A 17,295-nucleotide genomic window follows, 5' to 3' on the forward strand; every position below is an offset into this window, starting at 1 on the left:
ATCTATGGCTGAAGAACGCGTCACAACCACCAACGCCGACGGCGAAGACCGCATCGGGCAGGTCGACCTGCAGCTCGAGATGCAGCGCTCGTACCTCGACTACGCGATGAGCGTCATCGTCGGTCGAGCGCTCCCTGAGGTCCGGGACGGGCTGAAGCCCGTGCACCGCCGTGTCATCTACGCGATGTACGACGGCGGCTACCGCCCGGACAAGGCGTTCTCGAAGTGCGCCCGCGTCGTCGGAGACGTCATGGGGCAGTTCCACCCGCACGGCGACTCGGCGATCTACGACGCGCTCGTCCGCCTCGTCCAGCCGTGGTCGCTGCGGTACCCGCTGGCCCTCGGCCAGGGGAACTTCGGCTCCGCCGGCAACGACGGTGCCGCAGCGCCCCGATACACCGAGACCAAGATGGCGCCGCTCGCGCTCGAGATGGTCAGGGACATCGACGAGGACACCGTCGACTTCCAGGACAACTACGACGGCCGCACGCGTGAGCCAGCCGTGCTGCCCGCCCGCTTCCCGAACCTCCTGGTCAACGGCTCCGTGGGCATCGCCGTAGGTATGGCCACGAACATCCCGCCGCACAACCTCCGCGAGGTCGCGGCTGGTGCGCTGTGGCATCTCGAGCACCCGGATGCGACCCGCGAGGAGCTCATGGACGCGCTCATGGAGCGCATCCACGGCCCTGACTTCCCCACCGGCGCCCAGATCCTCGGCACCAAGGGAATCCAGGAGGCGTACCGCACCGGTCGCGGCTCCATCACGATGCGCGCTGTCGTCGCGATCGAGGAGATCCACGGCCGCACGTGCCTCGTCATCACGGAGCTGCCCTACCAGGTCAACCCGGACAATCTCGCGCTGAAGGTCGCCGAGCTCGTCAAGGACCAGCGCCTCACCGGCATCGCCGACATCCGCGACGAGTCCTCCGGTCGAACCGGTCAGCGCCTCGTCATCGTGCTCAAGCGCGACGCCGTCGCCAAGGTCGTGCTCAACAACCTCTACAAGCACACGCAGCTGCAGGAGAACTTCGGCGCGAACATGCTCGCGATCGTCGACGGCGTGCCCCGCACGCTCGCGATCGACGGCTTCATCACGGCGTGGGTGCAGCACCAGGTCGAGGTCATCGTGCGCCGCACGAAGTTCCGCCTCAAGAAGGCGGAAGACGAGGTTCACATCCTCCGCGGCTACCTCAAAGCGCTCGACATGCTCGACGAGGTCATCGCGCTCATCCGCCGGTCGCCGACCGTCGAAGAGGCTCGCACGGGACTCATGGAACTGCTCGACGTCGACGAGCTGCAGGCCAGCGCCATCCTGAACCTCCAGCTGCGCCGCCTCGCAGCGCTCGAGCGCCAGAAGATCATGGAAGACGCAGCGCGTCTCGAAGCGATGATCGCCGAGTACAAGGAGATCCTCGCCGACCCGGTGCGCCAGCGCACCATCATCGCGGACGAGCTGCAGGAGGTCGTCGACAAGTTCGGCGACGATCGACGCACCGAGATCCTGCGAGGCTCCGGCGGCGACATGACCGACGAGGACCTCATCCCAGAAGAGGAGATGGTGGTCACCGTCACGCGCGGCGGTTACATCAAGCGCACGCGCAGCGACAACTACCGTTCACAGCACCGGGGCGGCAAGGGCATCAAGGGCGCCCAGCTCCGAGCGGACGACGTGGTCGAGCAGTTCTTCGTCACGACGACCCACCACTGGCTGCTCTTCTTCACGAACCTGGGCCGCGTGTACCGTGCCAAGGCGTACGAGCTCATCGAGGCCGGCCGGGATGCGAAGGGGCAGCACATCGCGAACCTGCTGCCGCTGCAGCCCGACGAGAAGGTCGCGCAGATCCTCGACATCAGCGACTACCGCCAGGCGCAGTACCTCGTGCTGGCCACCCGCGAGGGACTCGTCAAGAAGACGGCGCTCACCGAGTACGACACGAACCGCCAGGCCGGCATCATCGCGGTCAACCTGCGCGAGGGCGACGAGCTCGTCTCGGCGATGCTCGCCGACGAGTCCGACCACGTGTTCTGCGTCTCCCACCTGGGAATGTCGCTTCGCTTCGAGGCGAACGACGAGGCGCTCCGGCCCATGGGCCGCTCCACCTCCGGAGTGAAGGGCATGTCGTTCCGCGACGGCGACTACCTGCTCACCGCAGCGGTCACCTCGAGTGATGACGCCTACGTGTTCATCGTCACGGAGGGTGGATACGCGAAGCGCACGTCGGTGTCGCAGTACCGCATCCAGAAGCGCGGCGGCCTCGGCATCAAGGTCGCGAAGCTGAACGAGGAACGCGGCGGGCTCGCCGGCGCGCTGCTCGTCCACGACGCCGAAGAGGTGCTGGTCATCCTCGCCTCCGGCAAGGTCGTGCGCTCCAACGTCGCCGAGGTCTCCGTGACCGGACGCGACTCCATGGGTGTGACGTTCGCGAGGCTCGACGACAGCGACTACGTGATCGCGATCGCGCAGAACGCCGACCGCGAGCTCGAGAAGGAAGACGAGGCGGGTGAGGACGGCGAATCCGCCGGCGCCACCGCCTCGGACGACACCGAGTCGGTGAGCGAGCCGACCCCTGATGCCTCCAGCGATGGGGACAGCACGACCGCCGAGAGTGACGAGAGTGAGACTGTGGCAGACTCGGTCACGTCGTTCGAGCAGGACGAGACCGAAGACTGAGGTACTGATCTATGACGAGCGTTGCTGACAAGCTGGCCCAGAAGTCCAGCAAGAAGACTGCGAGCAAGCAGGTGCGCCTCCGTTTGGTGCACATCGACTTCTGGTCTGTCGTGAAGTTCTCCTTCCTGCTGTCGATCTGCTTCGGCATCATCACCATCGTTGCCACGTTCCTCATGTGGACGGTCATCGAGAACACGGGTGTGCTGGGGAGCGTCAACAACCTCCTCAACGACGTCTCCGGTTCGGCAGGTGTCGGAGTCGATGACTTCGTCACACTGCCGCAGCTCATGCTCTTCTCGCTCGTCGTGGCGCTCCTCAACCTCGTCGCGGGCACCGCCCTCGGCGCGGTCGCGGCGTTCCTGTACAACCTCGCAGTGAAGGTCACGGGAGGCCTCGTGTTCGGTTTCACGAACAGCTAGCGGCTCGATTTCCCCTGCGGTGCACTTTTCGTGTATGTTGGGGCAGTCGCTTCGGGGGCTATAGCTCAGGCGGTTAGAGCGCTTCGCTGATAACGAAGAGGTCCCAGGTTCAAGTCCTGGTAGCCCCACGGTTCGACACTGAAGGCTGGTGTCGTTTCCACCCCCGAACGGGGCCTTAGCTCAGTTGGTAGAGCGCCTGCTTTGCAAGCAGGATGTCAGGAGTTCGAATCTCCTAGGCTCCACGGTGACACAGAACCCCGGTCAGAGAAATCTGACCGGGGTTCTTCTGCGTGAGTCGGCCCATCCGGGGGCGGGCTTGCGGCCGCTTCAGGCGAGTCTGGACGACCACAACCCCGCCCTCGGCATCCGGCCTACGCGTATGGGGCCTCGTGCAGTGCGAGCGGTTCGTCCGGGAAATCGCCGAGCGGTGTCGTCATGCGCCCAGGAGGCGTTGCCAGTCGGCGGGAACCCGTTCTCGCGGGCCCGGGACCGTCTGCGACAGTGGGTGGCTGTGTGGCGCGTGCAGCGTCGGCCCGTCGAACATCGTCTCCGTCGCGTAGTCCCAGAACCAGACCTCGTCAGGCTCGTAGCTGCAGATGACCTGGTGACCGGTTGCATGAGCGTGCTTCGTCGCGTGCGTGTTCAGGGAGTCGTCGCAGCAGCCGATGTGTCCGCAGAACGTGCAACGACGCAGGTGCAGCCACCAGCTGCCCGACTCCTCGCATTCCACACACCCCGGACCGGACGGTGGGACGTTCGGTTTGATGTGCTGATCGACACCCGTCATTGTCGCGCTCCCTCGTTGGACTGCCGCACGTAGGGTCTGCCGGGGATGTGCCCGAACCGCCCATCTGCGACTCACACTAGGCCGTTGGTCTCGAAACCCCCTCCGATGTCCACGCGGTCAGTCGACGAAGGCATCGGGAAACAGTTCGGCGGCATCCACACCGGGTGAGTAGGCGCCCAGATCGCGCACGCCCGCATCCGCGAGCACGTCTTCGCACAGCAGCGTCTCGCCCTGGTACCGGCCACGCGGCGCCGTGAGGACGACGTGCGCGGCATCCGCGTACAGCTCTGGAGTCCGACTGCGCCGCATGAGCTGCTCGCCGCCGATGATGTTGGCGACCGCGGCGGTCTGGATGGTCGTGCGCGGCCAGAGGGTGTTCGCCTCGACCCCCTTCTCGGCGAACTCGGCACCGATGCCCAACGTCGCGAGCGTCATGCCGTACTTCGCCGTCATATACGCGGGGTAGGCGCCGAGCCACCTCGCCGACAGGTTCAGGGGCGGTGAGAGCGACAGGATGCGAGCATCCGCCGACTCCAGCAGGTGCGGCAGCACGGCCCGCGACAGCATGAACGTGCCCCGCTGGTTGATCTGATGCATCAGGTCGTAGCGCTTCTCGTCGATGTCGAGCGTCGACCGCAGGTCGATTGCGCTCGCGTTGTTGACGACGATGTCGATGCCGCCGAACTCGACGACCGCCGTATCGACCGCCCGCCGCAGGTCGGAGTCGTCACGGACGTCGCCCACGACCGGCAGAGCGCGCCCACCGGCCTCGCGTACCTCCTCAGCGGCCGTGTAGACCGTGCCGGGCAGCTTCGGATGGGGCTCACCGGTCTTCGCCAGGAGTACGACGTTCGCGCCATCACGCGCCGCGCGCTTCGCGATCGCGAGTCCGATGCCGCGGCTTCCGCCTGACATGATGATGGTCTTCCCGGCGAGGGAACCTGTCTGCGCTGACTGGGTCAAATCCGCACCTCCGTGTGCATCGTGGACACGTTCACGCTACCCACGCGCATCCCGAACCTCATGTGCGTTGTGGCACCGAGACAACGAGAACGTCGAAATGGTCGCCCCGACCGGGTCGGAGCGACCATTTCGACGAACTCGAGCAGGCAGTGGCGTGCTCGGACGAGCGAGTCCCTAGTGCTCGACGGCCTCCTCGGCCCCGTACCCGGTGAGCGAGCGGACATCCATCTCGGCGGCGACGCGCGGATCCTCCTTCTTCTGCGGCAGGACGGACCCGAGCCAGCCGAGCAGGAAGCCCACGGGGATCGAGACGATACCGGGGTTGTTGAGCGGGAACCAGGCGAAGTCGATCTCCGCGCCGAGCATCGCCGTCTCGGCACCGGAGACGACCTTCGAGAAGAGGATCAGGACGATGGCCGTCGCGAGACCCCCGTACATGCTCCACAGCGCGCCACGAGTGGTGAACTTGCGCCAGTACAGCGAGTAGAGGATCGTCGGCAGGTTCGCGCTGGCGGCGACCGCGAAGGCGAGCGCAACCAGGAAGGCGATGTTCTGGCCCTGCACGCCGATGCCACCGACGATCGCGACGACGCCGAGAACGACGACCGTGTACTTGCCGACCTTCACCTCCTGCTCGGGGGTCGCCGTGCCTCGCTTCACGACGCTGTTGTATATGTCGTGGGCGAAGGATGCGGCAGCCGTGATGGCGAGGCCAGCGACCACGGCGAGGATGGTCGCGAAGGCCACGGCGGAGATGAAGCCCATGAGGATGGGCCCCCCGAGCTCGAGAGCGAGTAGCGGCGCGGCGGAGTTCACGCCGCCGGGCGCGTCCTTGATGGCGGGCGCACCGACCAGCGCAGCCGCCCCGTAGCCGAGGACCAGCGTGAACACGTAGAAGCCGCCGATGAGCCAGATGGCCCACACCACGGACTTTCGGGCCTCCTTGGCGGTGGGCACCGTGTAGAAGCGCATCAGCACGTGCGGGAGGCCGGCCGTACCCAGGACGAGGGCGAGCCCGAGCGACACGAAGTCGATGGGGTTCTTGCCGTATTGGAGCCCCGGAGCGAGGATCGCGGCTGGGTCTTCAGCACCGTCGAGCGCCGCCTTGTCGACGGCCGCCTGCAGGAGCGCGGAGAGGTCGAAGCCGTTGATGACCAGCACCCAGATCGTCATCGCCCCGGCGCCGCCGATGAGCAGGAAGGCCTTGATGATCTGCACCCAGGTCGTGCCCTTCATCCCGCCGATGAGGACGTAGATGATCATGAGCACGCCGACGACGGCGACGACGATCGCGACGCCGACGTCGTCCGTGATGCCGAGCAGGAGCGCGACGAGACCGCCGGCCCCGGCCATCTGGGCGAGGAGGTAGAAGAAGCAGACCGCGAGCGTCGTGAGGGCCGCCGCGACGCGCACGGGCCGCTGCTTGAGGCGGAACGACAGCACGTCAGCCATCGTGAACTTGCCCGTGTTGCGCATGAGCTCGGCGACCAGCAGCAGCGCAACCAGCCAGGCGACGAGGAACCCGATGGAATAGAGGAAGCCGTCATATCCATTGACGGCGATGGCACCGACGATGCCTAGGAAGGACGCTGCGGAGAGATAGTCGCCGGAGATGGCGAATCCATTCTGCGTCCCCGAGAAGGAGCGACCGCCTGCATAGTAATCGGCCGCGGTCTTGCTGTTGCGGCTCGCCCTGATGACGATGAAGAGCGTCACGGCGACGAAAGCCGCAAAGATGGCGATATTCAGGACTGGGTCGTTGTCTGCGACCGCGCTCGCCCGCGGGGCGATGAGCTGAACGCTCATGCCTGGTCCTCCTTCGTGAGCTGGACGCGCAGATCATTTGCGAGCGGGTCGAGTCTCCGGTTGGCGTAGGAGACGTACCACATGGTGATCGCGAAGGTCGTGACGAACTGGCCGATGCCCAGCAGCAGGCCCACGTTGATGTTCCCGAAGACGGGTGTTGCCATGAAGTCGTGCGCGTACGCGGCGACGACGATGTAGGCGCCGTACCAGACGAGGAAGAAGATGGAGAGTGGGAAGACGAAGGAGCGCTGGCGCTTCTTCAGCTCCTTGAAATCGGCCGATTCCTCGAATTCGACATAGTCGATTCCGCCGGGCGGCGGTGGTGACGTTTCATTCTGCATGGGGCCTCCTTGCCTCAGTGCATTGCTGCGTTCGTCAGAGATGGACGGGTATTCCCTAGCGGCTGACGGCGGCCTTTCTTCGCATCATTGCGAACACGAAAGCCTCATCGCCTGCGTGATAGCATCCACGCTACGCATACGACGAAGTATCGAACTACCCCCGGAAGTTGGTAGTGACGCACATGATGTTTCCAGAGGCAGCAACCGAAGCTGACGTCTTCGCTCAGGCAGTGGCGCGCCTGCGGGACTCCACGGGGTGCCCTCTCTCGTTCGGCGGTCCGACGTACCGCGACACGACGGATGTCCACACGATCTGCGGCAACCAGGGTGTCGGTCTCGTCGGCCTCCGAGTGCAGCTCGGACGCGGTCTGGGTGGTCGGGCGATGCTCGAGCGTCGCGCCAAGGTCACGACGAACTATCGCGGCAGCAGCCGCATCACGCACGACTACGACGTGCAGGTGCTGTCCGAGCACGTGCAGAGCCTCATGGCTGTGCCGGTCATCGTCGACAAGCACGTGCGGGGTGTCCTCTACGGCGGGTTCCGGGCGGCCCCTGACTCGCAGTCGATGTCGCTCGGCCAGGCGGTCGCCCTCGGCAAGAAGGTGGAAGACGAGCTGCGGCTGCGGGATGAGCTCAGCCGTCGGATGCGGGTGGGGTCCGCGAGCGTCTCCGAGCTGGGAGGTGGTGGCCTCACAGCGCGACAGCTCGAGGAGCTGAGGGGCACGTTCTCCGAGCTGCGTGAAGTGGCATCCCTCCTTGGTGACGCTGAGGTGCGGGCCAGGCTGCGCGGCATCGAGGAGCGCCTCGTGAGGTTCGCCGGCGACCACGGAGATCCGCGGAGCAGAGAGGCAGTCGTCACCGCGGAGCTGGCCGAGGCGCCGGTGAAGCTCTCCCCGCGGGAGCTGGACGTGCTCGGCCAGATCGCGCTCGGGCTGACGAACAAGGACATCGCCAGGAAGCTGATCCTGACCGAGAGCACGGTCAAGAGCTACCTCGGCACCGCAATGACGAAGCTGGATGCGGGCTCCCGCTATCAGGCTCTTGCGAAGGCTCGGCACTTGGGCCTTCTTCCCTGATCTGGGGAGCGATCCCAACGCAACATCATTGCGTCTGTGACCCTGTCGGTCGACTGTTACGCAACGTGTCAGGATGTATCGGCGCGGCGACGCGCTGTTCTCTTATTCTTGCGAGGCCCTCTAGACCCTTAGAGGATTGCCGGCGTTCGCGCGCCGCATCGAAAGGACCCTCCTCCATGTCACGTTTCACCAAGATCGCCGCAGCAGTCGGCGCGATCGCCCTCGTTGGAGGCCTCTCCGCGTGCTCCACCGGCGCCTCCGATGAAGCCACGATCCGGCTCGGTGTTGTCGGCGAGGAGCCCTACTGGGACACGCTCGCCGAAGAGGCTGCGGCCGAAGGCCTGAACGTCGAGATCGTCAGCTTCACTGACTACAACCAGCCGAACCCCGCAGTCAGCGAGGGTGAGATCGACATCAACGGCTTCCAGCACATCATCTACCTGTCGCAGTACATCGCCGACTCTGGTGACACACTCGTTCCGATTGGTGCGACCGCGACGTACCCGCTCGGCCTCTACTCACAGAAGCACGAAACGCTTGAGTCGATCCCAGAGGGCGGAAGTGTTGCCGTACCGAACGACGCGACGAACCGCGCGCGCGGTCTGCTTGTCCTTCAGGACGCCGGCCTCATCACGCTCAAGGACGGCGGCTCGACCCTCTCGACGCTTGAGGACATCATTCCCGGTGAGTCCAAGGTCCAGGTGACGGAACTCGCCGCCGACATCACGGCATCATCGCTTCCCGACCTCGACGCCGCGATCATCAACAACGACTTCGTCTCCGACGCCGGACTCACCGCGGAGGACGCGCTCTACGCGGACGACCCGGCGAGCGAGGACCGTCGCCCGTACGTGAACATCCTCGTGGCGACGGCAGAGAACGCCGAGAACCCGGACTACGTCAAGCTTGTAGAGATCTTCCAGAACTCCGAGGCGGTGCAGGAAGGGCTCCTCGAAGCCTCCGGCGGCACGGCAGTGTTCCCGAACACCCCCGCGGCAGAGCTGCAGACAACGCTCGACGAGCTTGTCGCGCAGATCAAGGAAAACAGCTAGACCTCACCCCTAGCGCGCTCGCCGCCCGAGACCCGATGATGATCATCAGGCCTCGGGCGGCGATCTCGCTTGCACCGACGAACGGCGTCTCGGCGCCGCTCACCAGCATCACCACACGGTTCGACCGTGCAGAAGGCGAGAGCGAACACATGGCCCTCATCACACTCACCGACGTCGTCAAGGAGTACCCGTCGCCGAAGCGGCGCGCCCCGGCCATCAGAGCGGTCGACGGCGTCTCCCTCAGCATTGAAAAGGGCGACATCTACGGGGTCATCGGCTACTCGGGTGCGGGCAAGTCGACCATGGTGCGACTCATCAACGCGCTCGAGCCGACCACGTCAGGCAGCATCCACGTGGATGGGGTCGACATCACGAAGCTGCCCGAGACGAAGCTGCGCTCCGTGCGCGCCGGAATCGGCATGATCTTCCAGCAGTTCAACCTCTTCAACTCACGCAACGTCGCCGGAAACGTGGCCTATCCGCTGCGCGTCGCCAAGACGCCGAAAGCGGAGCGCGAGAAGCGCATCGCCGAGCTGCTCGAGTTCGTCGGACTCTCCGAGAAGGCCCGGGCCTTCCCCGACCAGCTCTCCGGCGGCCAGAAACAGCGCGTCGGCATCGCGCGCGCGCTCGCCACGAACCCCAGCATCCTCCTCGCCGACGAGTCGACGAGCGCGCTCGACCCGCAGACGACGGCAGACGTGCTGCAGCTGCTGAAGAAAGCCAACGAAGAGCTCGGGGTCACGATCATCGTCATCACGCACGAGATGGACGTCGTGAAGGAGATCGCGAGCCACGTCGCCGTCATGGAGCACGGCAAGGTCGTCGAGCAGGGCGAGGTCTTCGACATCTTCGCCAACCCCAAGGCTCCGGCCACGCAGCGCTTCGTCTCGACGGTCGTGCAGGGCATCCCGGACGCCGAGCTGCGCGCTGACCTGACTGCCCGCCACCCTGGCACGCTCGTGACACTGAGCTTCCGCGATGGGCGGACCAACCAGGGCCAGGCGCTGCGCATCTTGCACGAGGCAGGCATCACCGTCGAGCTCGTGTACGGCGGAATGAACGAGATCCGCGGAAAGTCGTTCGGAGACCTGACCTTCGCGCTCCAGGGCGACGCGGATGCACGACGCCGGGCCCTCGATGAGATCGGCGGCCTCGCGGTCGTCACGGAATTCGACACGATCACGCCTGGAGGTGCCGCATGAACGAGGTCATCGAGCTCCTCCCGAAGCTGATCGAGGCGACGGGCGACACGCTCTACATGGTGTCGCTCAGCCTCATCATCGGCGGTATCGGCGGACTCCTCGTCGGCCTCGTGCTCTACCTGACCCGCAAGGGCAACCTGTACGAGCAGCCGGTTGTGAGCGCTGTGGTCAACGTCATCGTCAACTTCTTCCGGCCCATCCCGTTCATCATCTTCATCGCGGCCGTACAGCCCTTCTCCCGCTTCGTCGTGGGCGTGGGCATCGGGCCAGAAGCCGCGATCGTCGCACTGTCGCTCGCAGCGACCTTCGGCATCTCGCGCCTCGTGGAGCAGAACCTGCTGACCGTATCGCCCGGAGTCGTCGAGGCGGCCCGCTCGGCGGGAGCCGGTCGATTCCAGATCGTCTGGTCGGTCATCGTCCCGGAGGCGCTGGGACCGCTCATCCTCGGCTACACGTTCGCAGTGGTGTCGCTCGTCGACATGTCGGCGGTCGCCGGCGCCATCGGAGCGGGTGGTCTCGGTGACTTCGCGATCCAGTACGGCTACCGGCAGTTCAACCCCGCGGTCACCTGGGCTGCGGTCATCGTGATCGTCGTCATCGTGCAGGGGCTCCAGTTCCTCGGCAACTGGGCTGCGCGCAAGACGCTGCGTCGCTGATCCCGTTCGCTACGCACCATCCGGCGCGCGCCGGCGCCTCCCTGTGCGGGGGCCCGGCGCGCATCGGCGTACGATAGCGTGCGCCCGTGGTTCGGGTCGGCCAGGCACCGGGCCGCTGACCTCGAGACCCCGGCAGAGATCTTTGGGGGTTCCGTGCATCGACGACTCGCTTCCTACGGTGTCATCGTGCGCGACGGGCAGATCCTCCTCGCGCACTGGCATGACCGTGGTCGCTCAGGCTGGACCCTCCCCGGGGGTGGAACGGATCCAGGCGAGGACCCCATCGACGGTGTCGTCCGTGAGATCTGGGAAGAGACCGGCTATCACGCCTCCATCGACCATCTCCTCGGCATCGACTCGCACATCATCGCGGGCCGTGACCGGCTCGAGCCGGGCAAGACGCCGATGCAGTCGGTCCGGATCGTCTACGAGGCGAGCATCGTGAGCGGCGAGCTGCGAAACGAGCGTGGCGGCTCAACGGATGAGGCTCGCTGGTTCGACCTCGCGGAGGTGGGCGCGCTGCGCACCGTGTCGCTCGTGGATGTGGGGCTCAGGCTCCACGCGGAACGCCCCGCGAACGGGCACCTGCGTTCTCTCCGCGCCGCTCACTGAGTTTCGGTGTCTCTGCGCGTCTCCTCGGCGCTGCGGCGACCGCGGAGTCCCCGTGACACGGCGACAGCGTTGACGCCGACGATCATGGCCATGCCGACCCATTCGTGTGCGACGGGAACCTGACCGAGCACGACAACTCCGGCGAGCGCCGCGAACATCGGGTTGATGCTCATGAACACCCCGAAGAACCTCGTGGTCACCCAGCGGAGCGCGATGATGTCGATCGAGTAGGGGATGACGGAGCACAGGAGGCCCGAGAGCGCCGCGAGCAGGAGGGGCCAGCCCAGGAACTTCCCGTCGGCGATCAGCTGCACGGTGATGGGCAGCGTCAGGAGACTCGAGACCAGTGTGGCCGTGGCCGGCGCCTGGAGGCCCGTCAGGCGGCCTCCGAGCATTCGGTTGAGCAGGATGTAGCTCGCCCAGCAGCAGGCAGCGAGCAGGCCGAACGCGTAGCCGAGGAGATCGCTGGACCCGTCGGGCAGCAGGAGCACGTACACGCCGACAGCGGCACCCGCGGCGAGCAGCAGATCAGCCCGCGTGCGCGACGAGGACAGCGCGACGGCAAGCGGGCCGAGGAACTCGAGGGTGACTGCTAGCCCCAGCCCGATGCGATCGACGGCCGCGTAGAGGGACAGGTTCATGGTCGCCAGGACGAGTCCGAGCAGCAACGCGGGCCACCACTGCGCCCAGGTGAAGCTCCGCAGCCGTGGCCGGGCGACCGGGAGCAGGATGGCGGCCGACACGAGTTGGCGGACGGCGACGACTCCCGCGGTGCCGAGGGAATCGAAGGCGAGCGCTCCGAGTGCGGCACCGAGCTGATTGGAGAGCCCGCTGCCGGTGAGCATCGCAGACCCGGCGAGGACGCCGCGCGGCGCGGCAGCGTTCGGCATCGTCGTGTCCGCGGTCCCAGTCATGGGCCAATCGTGTCCCTGGTGGGTCGCGCACAGAAATGCATGACACGCGGGAGTTATACGCTGGGCGCATGAGTCTTGAGCTCCGCCACCTCCGCGCCCTCGCCGCGGTCGTCGACGCGGGCACCTTCACCGATGCGGCCATCGAGCTGCACTGCTCGCAGGCGGCCGTGTCGCGTGCCATCCTCGCGCTCGAGACCCAGCTCGGTGCGCAGCTCCTCTCCCGCTCCACACGCCACGTGGCACTCACCCCCCTCGGTGAGCGGATCCTCGCCCGCGCACGCCGCGTCCTGCTCGAAGTGACCCTCATCGGCGACGAAGCGAATGCGGCGACCCGGGAACTCCGCGTCGGCTACGCCTGGTCGACGCTCGGCGCGCACACCAGCACCGTGCAACGCCGCTGGCGAGCCGAGCATCCTGAATCACATCTCGTCTTCCGGCAGAGCAACACGGCGACGGCCGGACTCCTGGATGGCGAAGCCGAGCTCGCCGTCCTCCGCACGGCACCCCGCGATCCCCGCATCGAGACCGTTCTCGTCGGCGAAGAGCGACGGGTCGCCGTCCTGTCGAAAGAAGACCCGCTCGCGCGCAGGCGAACCCTGGTCCTCGACGACTTCGCCGGCAAGACCCTCGCGGTGGATGCGCGGACCGGCACCACGGTCGGCTCCCTCTGGCGGGCAGACCGATCGCCCAACTTCATCCCGACCACCTCCCTCGACGAGTGGCTGACCCTGATCGCGGACGGCGACGTCTTCGGCGTGACCAGCGAAGCCACGGCAGCCCAGCACCCCCGACCAGGGGTCGTCTACCGGCCCCTGCGCGACGCTCCGGCCATCGACGTGCGGCTCGCCTGGTGGCGGGGCGCGAAACCAGTGATGGCGGACGCGCTGGCACAGCTCATCACCGGCACCTACGACGAAGCCCCGCAGCTCACGAGGTGAGCGCGGGGCCAGTCAGACGCAGGAGCGCGCGAACTACTTCGCGGCCGACGCGGGCGAGACCGTGGTGACGGGAGCGTCGAGCTCCTCGTCAGCGATCCACAGGTCGTCGTCTGCGCGGAAGGTCTGCCAGAGGGCGTAGCCGACAGCAGCGACAGCCGCGACGCCAGCACCGATGAGCAGCCAGCCGCCGACGCCCACGCCGGAGCTGTTGTACTTCTTGTCGTACGCCTTCGATGCCTTCTTGGCGCGCGAGTTCAGCTCTTTCGAGACCTTCTTCGCGGAGCCGGCGACATCCTTGAGGTCGTGGTTCTTCGAAGCGAGGTTGCTGACCGTGCCAGCCACCGAGCCCGAGAGGCCCGCGACGACGGGGAGGACCTTGCCATTGAAGCGAACGCTCGCGTCTTCGTACTTCTCACGGGCCACGCTGTAGCCGCGGTCGAAGCTCGGGCGAACATTGTTGTCGTAGCTCTTCTGCAGAGCGGGGACGAGCTCGGACTCAGCCAAGCCCTTCGCGCTCACTCCAGCGGACTGCAGGATGCCGCGAGCGTGCTCGATGACAGACTGCTGCTCGCTCCACAGATTTGTTGCGTCCTTGCGGAGACGCTTGAGTTCACGCGACTGCTTCCGTGAAAGGGCCATTGGTACCTCCGGACGTTGACAAGTAGGTAGTGCATATCTTGGCACGCTTCTGCCACACGCAACCTGAATCACCGCACGCTGTCGGCGGACAGGCAGGAGAGAAGTCGGACGGCTATGGAAAGATGACGAACATGTCAATCGCCACTGCACTTGCAACGATCAACACGAACCACGGCCCCATCAAGGTGGAGCTGTTCGGCAACCACGCGCCGAACACGGTCAAGACCATCGTCGGTCTCGCCACGGGCGAGCTCGAATGGACCGACCCCCGTGACGGCCAGACCAAGAACACGCCACTCTACGACGGCGTGATCTTCCACCGCATCATCCCCAACTTCATGATCCAGGGCGGCGACCCCACGGGCACCGGAACCGGCGGCCCCGGCTTCGCGTTCGACGACGAGATCCACCCCGAGCTCAACTTCAACGAGCCCTACATCTTCGCCATGGCCAACGCCGGCAAGCAGCTGGGCCGCGGAACGAACGGATCGCAGTTCTTCATCACGACGGACCCGACGCCGTGGCTGCAGGGCAAGCACACCATCTTCGGCCGCGTTGCCGACGACGAGTCGCGCATGGTCGTCGACGCGATCGCCAAGGTTCCCACCGATGGCCGCGACAAGCCGCTCAAGGACGTCGTCATCGAGAGCGTCACCGTCGAGCAGCTCTAGGCTCCAGGTCCCTCTTCACGAATGACATCACCCGAGCTGTCGCAGCAGCGTGAGAACTTCTGCTATCGACACCCAGACCGACAGAGCTTCGTGCTCTGTCAGCGGTGCGGCCGCACCGTCTGCCCCGAGTGCCAGACGCTCGCGCCTGTCGGCGTGATCTGTCCTGAGTGCATTCGGGAGTCGAATGCTAGGGCCAAGGCCGCTCAGCGGCCTTCGGCGCGAACGCGGCTGCGACGGCTCGGGCAAGACCAGCGACCGCTCGTCACCTACGCCATCATCGGCGTCTCGGCGATTCTCTGGCTCCTCCAGCAGGTGACGGGCGATCTGGTCACCGGCCTCCTCGTCTATCACGGCATCTACTCCCACATCGGGAGTGGTGCGTTCGAGCCGTGGCGCATGCTGACATCCGCATTCGCCCACTCGACCGTCTTCCACCTCGCGTTCAACATGCTGACGCTGTGGATCTTCGGACGGGTCCTCGAGCAGGTGTACGGCCACCTGAGGTTCGCGGCGCTGTACGTCGTCAGCGCGCTCGGGGGCTCGCTCGCGATCGCCCTCGTCGCACCGAACACGACCGTCCTCGGCGCATCCGGTGCCGTCTTCGGCCTCTTCGGCGCCTACTTCGTCGTCATGCGGCAAGCCCGCATGAACACGATGTCGCTCATCGTGCTCGTGGGCATCAACGTCGTCATGGGGTTCGTCATCCCGGGCATCGCCTGGCAGGCCCACCTCGGTGGCCTTGTCACCGGCGCGCTCTGCTCGTGGCTGTTCCTGTGGGAATCGAAGTCGGCGAAGCCGTCGCGGAAGGGGCTCTGGATAGTGGCTGCGCTCGGTGTGCTCATCGTCGTCGGCGCCACCGCGAGCGTCTCGCAGCTGCCGCTGGGTATCGCCGGGTAGTCACTCGGAACGCCAAGAAGCCGCGCATCCGTTGGGATGCGCGGCTTCTTGCTGTCCAGCCGTGCTGGCACGGCGAGCTGTGCACAAAAGTTATCCACAGGGTTATGCACACCTGGGGATGAATTACACAGCTGTAATTCGAGCTCCTGTGGAGGAGGAGGCGGCTAGCGCCAGTTCGTCGTCATGATGAAGCCGATGAACGCGATGCCGAACCCGACGAGGATGTTCCACGACCCGAGCTCGGCGATGGGAAGCGCGCCGCTCGTCAGGTAGAAGACGATGATCCAGAGGAACCCGACGATCAGGAAGCCGAACATGAGCGGCTTGAACCAGACCGGGTTCGGGTTGCGCTCATCGCTGTCGGCGACGCCGGCCGCGCGCTTCTGCCTGCGCTGCTTCTCGGTCGCCGCGAGAGCGGCCGCTGCTGCGGACGCTTCCGACGAACGGTGCTTCTTCGTACCGGCCGGAGTCTTCTTCTCCGGCTCGTCGGACTTGGAGCCGCTGGACTTCTCACGAGACATGCGGGCCATCCTATCTATGATTGCTCCTATGCCATCTGCTGAACGGCCTGGACGAGACGACGGGACCACCTCGATCGAGTCGCTCCTCGCCGACGAAGATGGCTACCAGACTCGGGCCCAGCGGCGAGCCCAGGAGAACGAGAACCGTCAGCGACAGAGTTCGAGACGAGGTCAGCGCTCCGCGTCCGGCTCCAGGCCGCGCCGCAAGCTGAGCGTCGTCGGCGTCTCCGGCGAGGTGCTCATGACCCTCGGCGTCGTCATGCTCCTCTTCGTGGGCTGGAAGTACTGGCTCAACGACCTCATCGTCGGCGAGGAGCAGAACCAAGCCGGGCAGGAGCTCAGCCAGGTGCTCGCCGAGGGCGGCGAGGAAGCAACGACCGTGACCACGAAAGACCCAGCGATCGGCATCCCCATCTCATCGGCGCCGACCGTCACCAACGAGCGGTTCGCGATCCTCTACGTGCCCACCTGGGGTGCCGACTACGCGCGTCCCATCGCGCAGGGTATCGAGCAGCATGAGGTGCTCGACCACAACATCGGCCACTACCCGGATTCGCAGATGCCCGGCGAGGTCGGCAACTTCGCGATCGCGGGCCACCGCCTCGCCTACGGGGCGTCCATGCAGAACATCCACGAACTGCAGCTCGGTGACGAGCTCGTCGTGGAGACCGCAGACGGCTGGTACACGTACTCGTACCGCTCCGGTGAATACGTCGCACCGACCCAGGTCGACGTGCTGGGTTCAGTGCCCAGGTACCCCGAGCAGACGGGCACCGACCGGCTCATGATGATCATGAGCTGCAACCCGTTCTGGTCGACCGCCGAGCGCATCATCGGCTACGCGGTCTTCGACACCTTCACTCCGAGAGCTGACGGTCCGCCAGCGTCCATAGCGGCCTCGGTCGCGAGCCAGGGAGGTCTCTGATGTACGGCGCTCTCTGGCGTGTGCTCCCCGGCCCCTGGCCCGTGAAGCTGCTCATAGCCCTGGTCCTCATCGCCGCCGCGCTCTACGGCCTGATCTTCTTCGCGTTCCCCTGGGTGGATGCGCTGCTCACGCCCCAGAACGACGTCACCGTCGGTCTCGGCGCGCTGCCCCAGGCACCGGCTCAGAACTGAGCGAGGGCGCCTCC

General features: G+C 66.0%; 18 protein-coding genes, 2 tRNA genes and 1 pseudogene. 14 read left to right on the forward strand and 7 right to left on the reverse strand.

The features are described 5' to 3' along the window. Positions 1-4 precede the first annotated feature (4 nt). The 4 genes from gyrA to C5C17_RS16315 all read left to right on the forward strand — a co-directional run bounded on the left by gyrA (position 5) and on the right by C5C17_RS16315 (position 3,332). Positions 5-2,671: a DNA gyrase subunit A gene (gyrA, locus tag C5C17_RS16300; protein ID WP_104254433.1), complete on the forward strand. Its 2,667-nt coding sequence runs from the start codon at positions 5-7 to the stop codon at positions 2,669-2,671. A gap of 11 nt (positions 2,672-2,682) precedes the next feature. Then, positions 2,683-3,090, forward strand: a complete 408-nt coding sequence (locus C5C17_RS16305) for a DUF3566 domain-containing protein (RefSeq protein ID WP_104254434.1) — start codon at positions 2,683-2,685, stop codon at positions 3,088-3,090. A 54-nt stretch (positions 3,091-3,144) separates the two neighbouring features. Beyond that, positions 3,145-3,218, forward strand: a tRNA-Ile gene (locus C5C17_RS16310). Between the two features lie 41 nt (positions 3,219-3,259). Beyond that, positions 3,260-3,332 (forward strand) — tRNA-Ala (locus C5C17_RS16315). 191 nt (positions 3,333-3,523) lie between these two features. On the opposite strand, the gene C5C17_RS16320 is transcribed toward C5C17_RS16315, so the two are convergent. The 4 genes from C5C17_RS16320 to C5C17_RS16335 form a co-directional block, all read right to left on the reverse strand. After that, the gene (locus tag C5C17_RS16320; RefSeq protein WP_104254435.1) at positions 3,524-3,877 is read right to left on the reverse strand and encodes a UBP-type zinc finger domain-containing protein; all 354 of its coding nucleotides are present in this window, start codon (positions 3,875-3,877) and stop codon (positions 3,524-3,526) included. Between the two features lie 117 nt (positions 3,878-3,994). Next, positions 3,995-4,840, reverse strand: coding sequence for an NAD(P)-dependent oxidoreductase (locus C5C17_RS16325; RefSeq protein WP_258066256.1), 846 nt, complete (start codon positions 4,838-4,840; stop codon positions 3,995-3,997). A gap of 174 nt (positions 4,841-5,014) precedes the next feature. After that, positions 5,015-6,646 (reverse strand): cation acetate symporter, encoded by a 1,632-nt coding sequence (locus C5C17_RS16330; RefSeq protein WP_104254436.1) that lies wholly within the window; start codon positions 6,644-6,646, stop codon positions 5,015-5,017. Next, positions 6,643-6,987, reverse strand: coding sequence for a DUF485 domain-containing protein (locus C5C17_RS16335; protein ID WP_104254437.1), 345 nt, complete (start codon positions 6,985-6,987; stop codon positions 6,643-6,645). Before C5C17_RS16335 ends, C5C17_RS16330 begins: the two co-directional genes overlap by 4 nt. 182 nt (positions 6,988-7,169) lie before the next feature. Between C5C17_RS16335 and C5C17_RS16340 the strand changes: the two genes are divergently transcribed. The 5 genes from C5C17_RS16340 to C5C17_RS16360 all read left to right on the forward strand — a co-directional run bounded on the left by C5C17_RS16340 (position 7,170) and on the right by C5C17_RS16360 (position 11,585). Further along, the gene (locus C5C17_RS16340; RefSeq protein WP_146079213.1) at positions 7,170-8,063 is read left to right on the forward strand and encodes a LuxR C-terminal-related transcriptional regulator; all 894 of its coding nucleotides are present in this window, start codon (positions 7,170-7,172) and stop codon (positions 8,061-8,063) included. Positions 8,064-8,239: 176 nt separating this feature from the next. Then, entirely contained in the window at positions 8,240-9,115 is an 876-nt protein-coding gene (locus tag C5C17_RS16345) for a MetQ/NlpA family ABC transporter substrate-binding protein (protein ID WP_104254439.1), read from the forward strand. Positions 9,116-9,264: 149 nt separating this feature from the next. Next, positions 9,265-10,317 carry a methionine ABC transporter ATP-binding protein gene (locus C5C17_RS16350; protein ID WP_104254620.1) on the forward strand — a complete coding sequence of 351 codons (1,053 nt, stop codon included), beginning with the start codon at positions 9,265-9,267 and terminating at the stop codon, positions 10,315-10,317. After that, on the forward strand, positions 10,314-10,973 hold the full coding sequence (locus C5C17_RS16355; RefSeq protein ID WP_104254440.1) for a methionine ABC transporter permease: 660 nt from the start codon (positions 10,314-10,316) through the stop codon (positions 10,971-10,973). The genes C5C17_RS16350 and C5C17_RS16355 overlap by 4 nt, the downstream gene beginning before the upstream one ends. 153 nt (positions 10,974-11,126) lie before the next feature. After that, on the forward strand, positions 11,127-11,585 hold the full coding sequence (locus C5C17_RS16360) for an NUDIX hydrolase (RefSeq protein ID WP_104254621.1): 459 nt from the start codon (positions 11,127-11,129) through the stop codon (positions 11,583-11,585). Here the strand turns inward: C5C17_RS16360 and C5C17_RS16365 are convergent. Then, entirely contained in the window at positions 11,579-12,499 is a 921-nt protein-coding gene (locus C5C17_RS16365) for a DMT family transporter (RefSeq protein ID WP_104254441.1), read from the reverse strand. The genes C5C17_RS16360 and C5C17_RS16365 overlap by 7 nt on opposite strands. A gap of 68 nt (positions 12,500-12,567) precedes the next feature. Here C5C17_RS16365 and C5C17_RS16370 point away from each other — a divergent pair, with 68 nt between their 5' ends. Continuing rightward, a complete protein-coding gene (locus C5C17_RS16370; RefSeq protein WP_104254442.1) occupies positions 12,568-13,437 on the forward strand; it encodes a LysR family transcriptional regulator in 870 nt (289 codons plus the stop codon). A gap of 33 nt (positions 13,438-13,470) precedes the next feature. Here C5C17_RS16370 and C5C17_RS16375 read toward each other — a convergent pair whose 3' ends face one another. Further along, on the reverse strand, positions 13,471-14,076 hold the full coding sequence (locus C5C17_RS16375; protein WP_104254443.1) for a hypothetical protein: 606 nt from the start codon (positions 14,074-14,076) through the stop codon (positions 13,471-13,473). A gap of 131 nt (positions 14,077-14,207) precedes the next feature. Here C5C17_RS16375 and C5C17_RS16380 point away from each other — a divergent pair, with 131 nt between their 5' ends. Then, the gene (locus tag C5C17_RS16380) at positions 14,208-14,747 is read left to right on the forward strand and encodes a peptidylprolyl isomerase (RefSeq protein ID WP_104254622.1); all 540 of its coding nucleotides are present in this window, start codon (positions 14,208-14,210) and stop codon (positions 14,745-14,747) included. Positions 14,748-14,900: 153 nt separating this feature from the next. Next, the gene (locus C5C17_RS16385) at positions 14,901-15,644 is read left to right on the forward strand and encodes a rhomboid family intramembrane serine protease (RefSeq protein WP_258066257.1); all 744 of its coding nucleotides are present in this window, start codon (positions 14,901-14,903) and stop codon (positions 15,642-15,644) included. A 164-nt stretch (positions 15,645-15,808) separates the two neighbouring features. On the opposite strand, the pseudogene C5C17_RS16390 reads toward C5C17_RS16385, so the two are convergent. Further along, positions 15,809-16,042 (reverse strand): annotated as a pseudogene (locus C5C17_RS16390) (cell division protein CrgA); the annotation flags it as partial. A 151-nt stretch (positions 16,043-16,193) separates the two neighbouring features. Here C5C17_RS16390 and C5C17_RS16395 point away from each other — a divergent pair. After that, complete coding sequence (locus tag C5C17_RS16395; RefSeq protein ID WP_181028647.1) at positions 16,194-17,090, forward strand: class E sortase; 897 nt, start codon at positions 16,194-16,196, stop codon at positions 17,088-17,090. Next, positions 17,090-17,281 (forward strand): hypothetical protein, encoded by a 192-nt coding sequence (locus C5C17_RS16400; RefSeq protein WP_104254447.1) that lies wholly within the window; start codon positions 17,090-17,092, stop codon positions 17,279-17,281. Before C5C17_RS16395 ends, C5C17_RS16400 begins: the two co-directional genes overlap by 1 nt. Positions 17,282-17,295 lie beyond the last annotated feature (14 nt).

Source organism: Pseudoclavibacter sp. RFBA6 (genome assembly GCF_002931575.1).
Classification (GTDB): domain Bacteria; phylum Actinomycetota; class Actinomycetes; order Actinomycetales; family Microbacteriaceae; genus Pseudoclavibacter; species Pseudoclavibacter terrae.

What these genes read in the sequence shown, in the direction of transcription:
- gyrA (WP_104254433.1), top strand. Translation starts at nt 5, where the DNA reads ATGGCTGAAGAACGCGTCACAACCACCAACGCCGACGGCGAAGACCGC.
- C5C17_RS16305 (WP_104254434.1), top strand. Translation starts at nt 2,683, where the DNA reads ATGACGAGCGTTGCTGACAAGCTGGCCCAGAAGTCCAGCAAGAAGACT.
- C5C17_RS16320 (WP_104254435.1), bottom strand. Translation starts at nt 3,877, where the DNA reads ATGACGGGTGTCGATCAGCACATCAAACCGAACGTCCCACCGTCCGGT.
- C5C17_RS16330 (WP_104254436.1), bottom strand. Translation starts at nt 6,646, where the DNA reads ATGAGCGTTCAGCTCATCGCCCCGCGGGCGAGCGCGGTCGCAGACAAC.
- C5C17_RS16335 (WP_104254437.1), bottom strand. Translation starts at nt 6,987, where the DNA reads ATGCAGAATGAAACGTCACCACCGCCGCCCGGCGGAATCGACTATGTC.
- C5C17_RS16340 (WP_146079213.1), top strand. Translation starts at nt 7,170, where the DNA reads ATGATGTTTCCAGAGGCAGCAACCGAAGCTGACGTCTTCGCTCAGGCA.
- C5C17_RS16345 (WP_104254439.1), top strand. Translation starts at nt 8,240, where the DNA reads ATGTCACGTTTCACCAAGATCGCCGCAGCAGTCGGCGCGATCGCCCTC.
- C5C17_RS16350 (WP_104254620.1), top strand. Translation starts at nt 9,265, where the DNA reads ATGGCCCTCATCACACTCACCGACGTCGTCAAGGAGTACCCGTCGCCG.
- C5C17_RS16355 (WP_104254440.1), top strand. Translation starts at nt 10,314, where the DNA reads ATGAACGAGGTCATCGAGCTCCTCCCGAAGCTGATCGAGGCGACGGGC.
- C5C17_RS16365 (WP_104254441.1), bottom strand. Translation starts at nt 12,499, where the DNA reads ATGACTGGGACCGCGGACACGACGATGCCGAACGCTGCCGCGCCGCGC.
- C5C17_RS16370 (WP_104254442.1), top strand. Translation starts at nt 12,568, where the DNA reads ATGAGTCTTGAGCTCCGCCACCTCCGCGCCCTCGCCGCGGTCGTCGAC.
- C5C17_RS16375 (WP_104254443.1), bottom strand. Translation starts at nt 14,076, where the DNA reads ATGGCCCTTTCACGGAAGCAGTCGCGTGAACTCAAGCGTCTCCGCAAG.
- C5C17_RS16380 (WP_104254622.1), top strand. Translation starts at nt 14,208, where the DNA reads ATGTCAATCGCCACTGCACTTGCAACGATCAACACGAACCACGGCCCC.
- C5C17_RS16395 (WP_181028647.1), top strand. Translation starts at nt 16,194, where the DNA reads ATGCCATCTGCTGAACGGCCTGGACGAGACGACGGGACCACCTCGATC.
- C5C17_RS16400 (WP_104254447.1), top strand. Translation starts at nt 17,090, where the DNA reads ATGTACGGCGCTCTCTGGCGTGTGCTCCCCGGCCCCTGGCCCGTGAAG.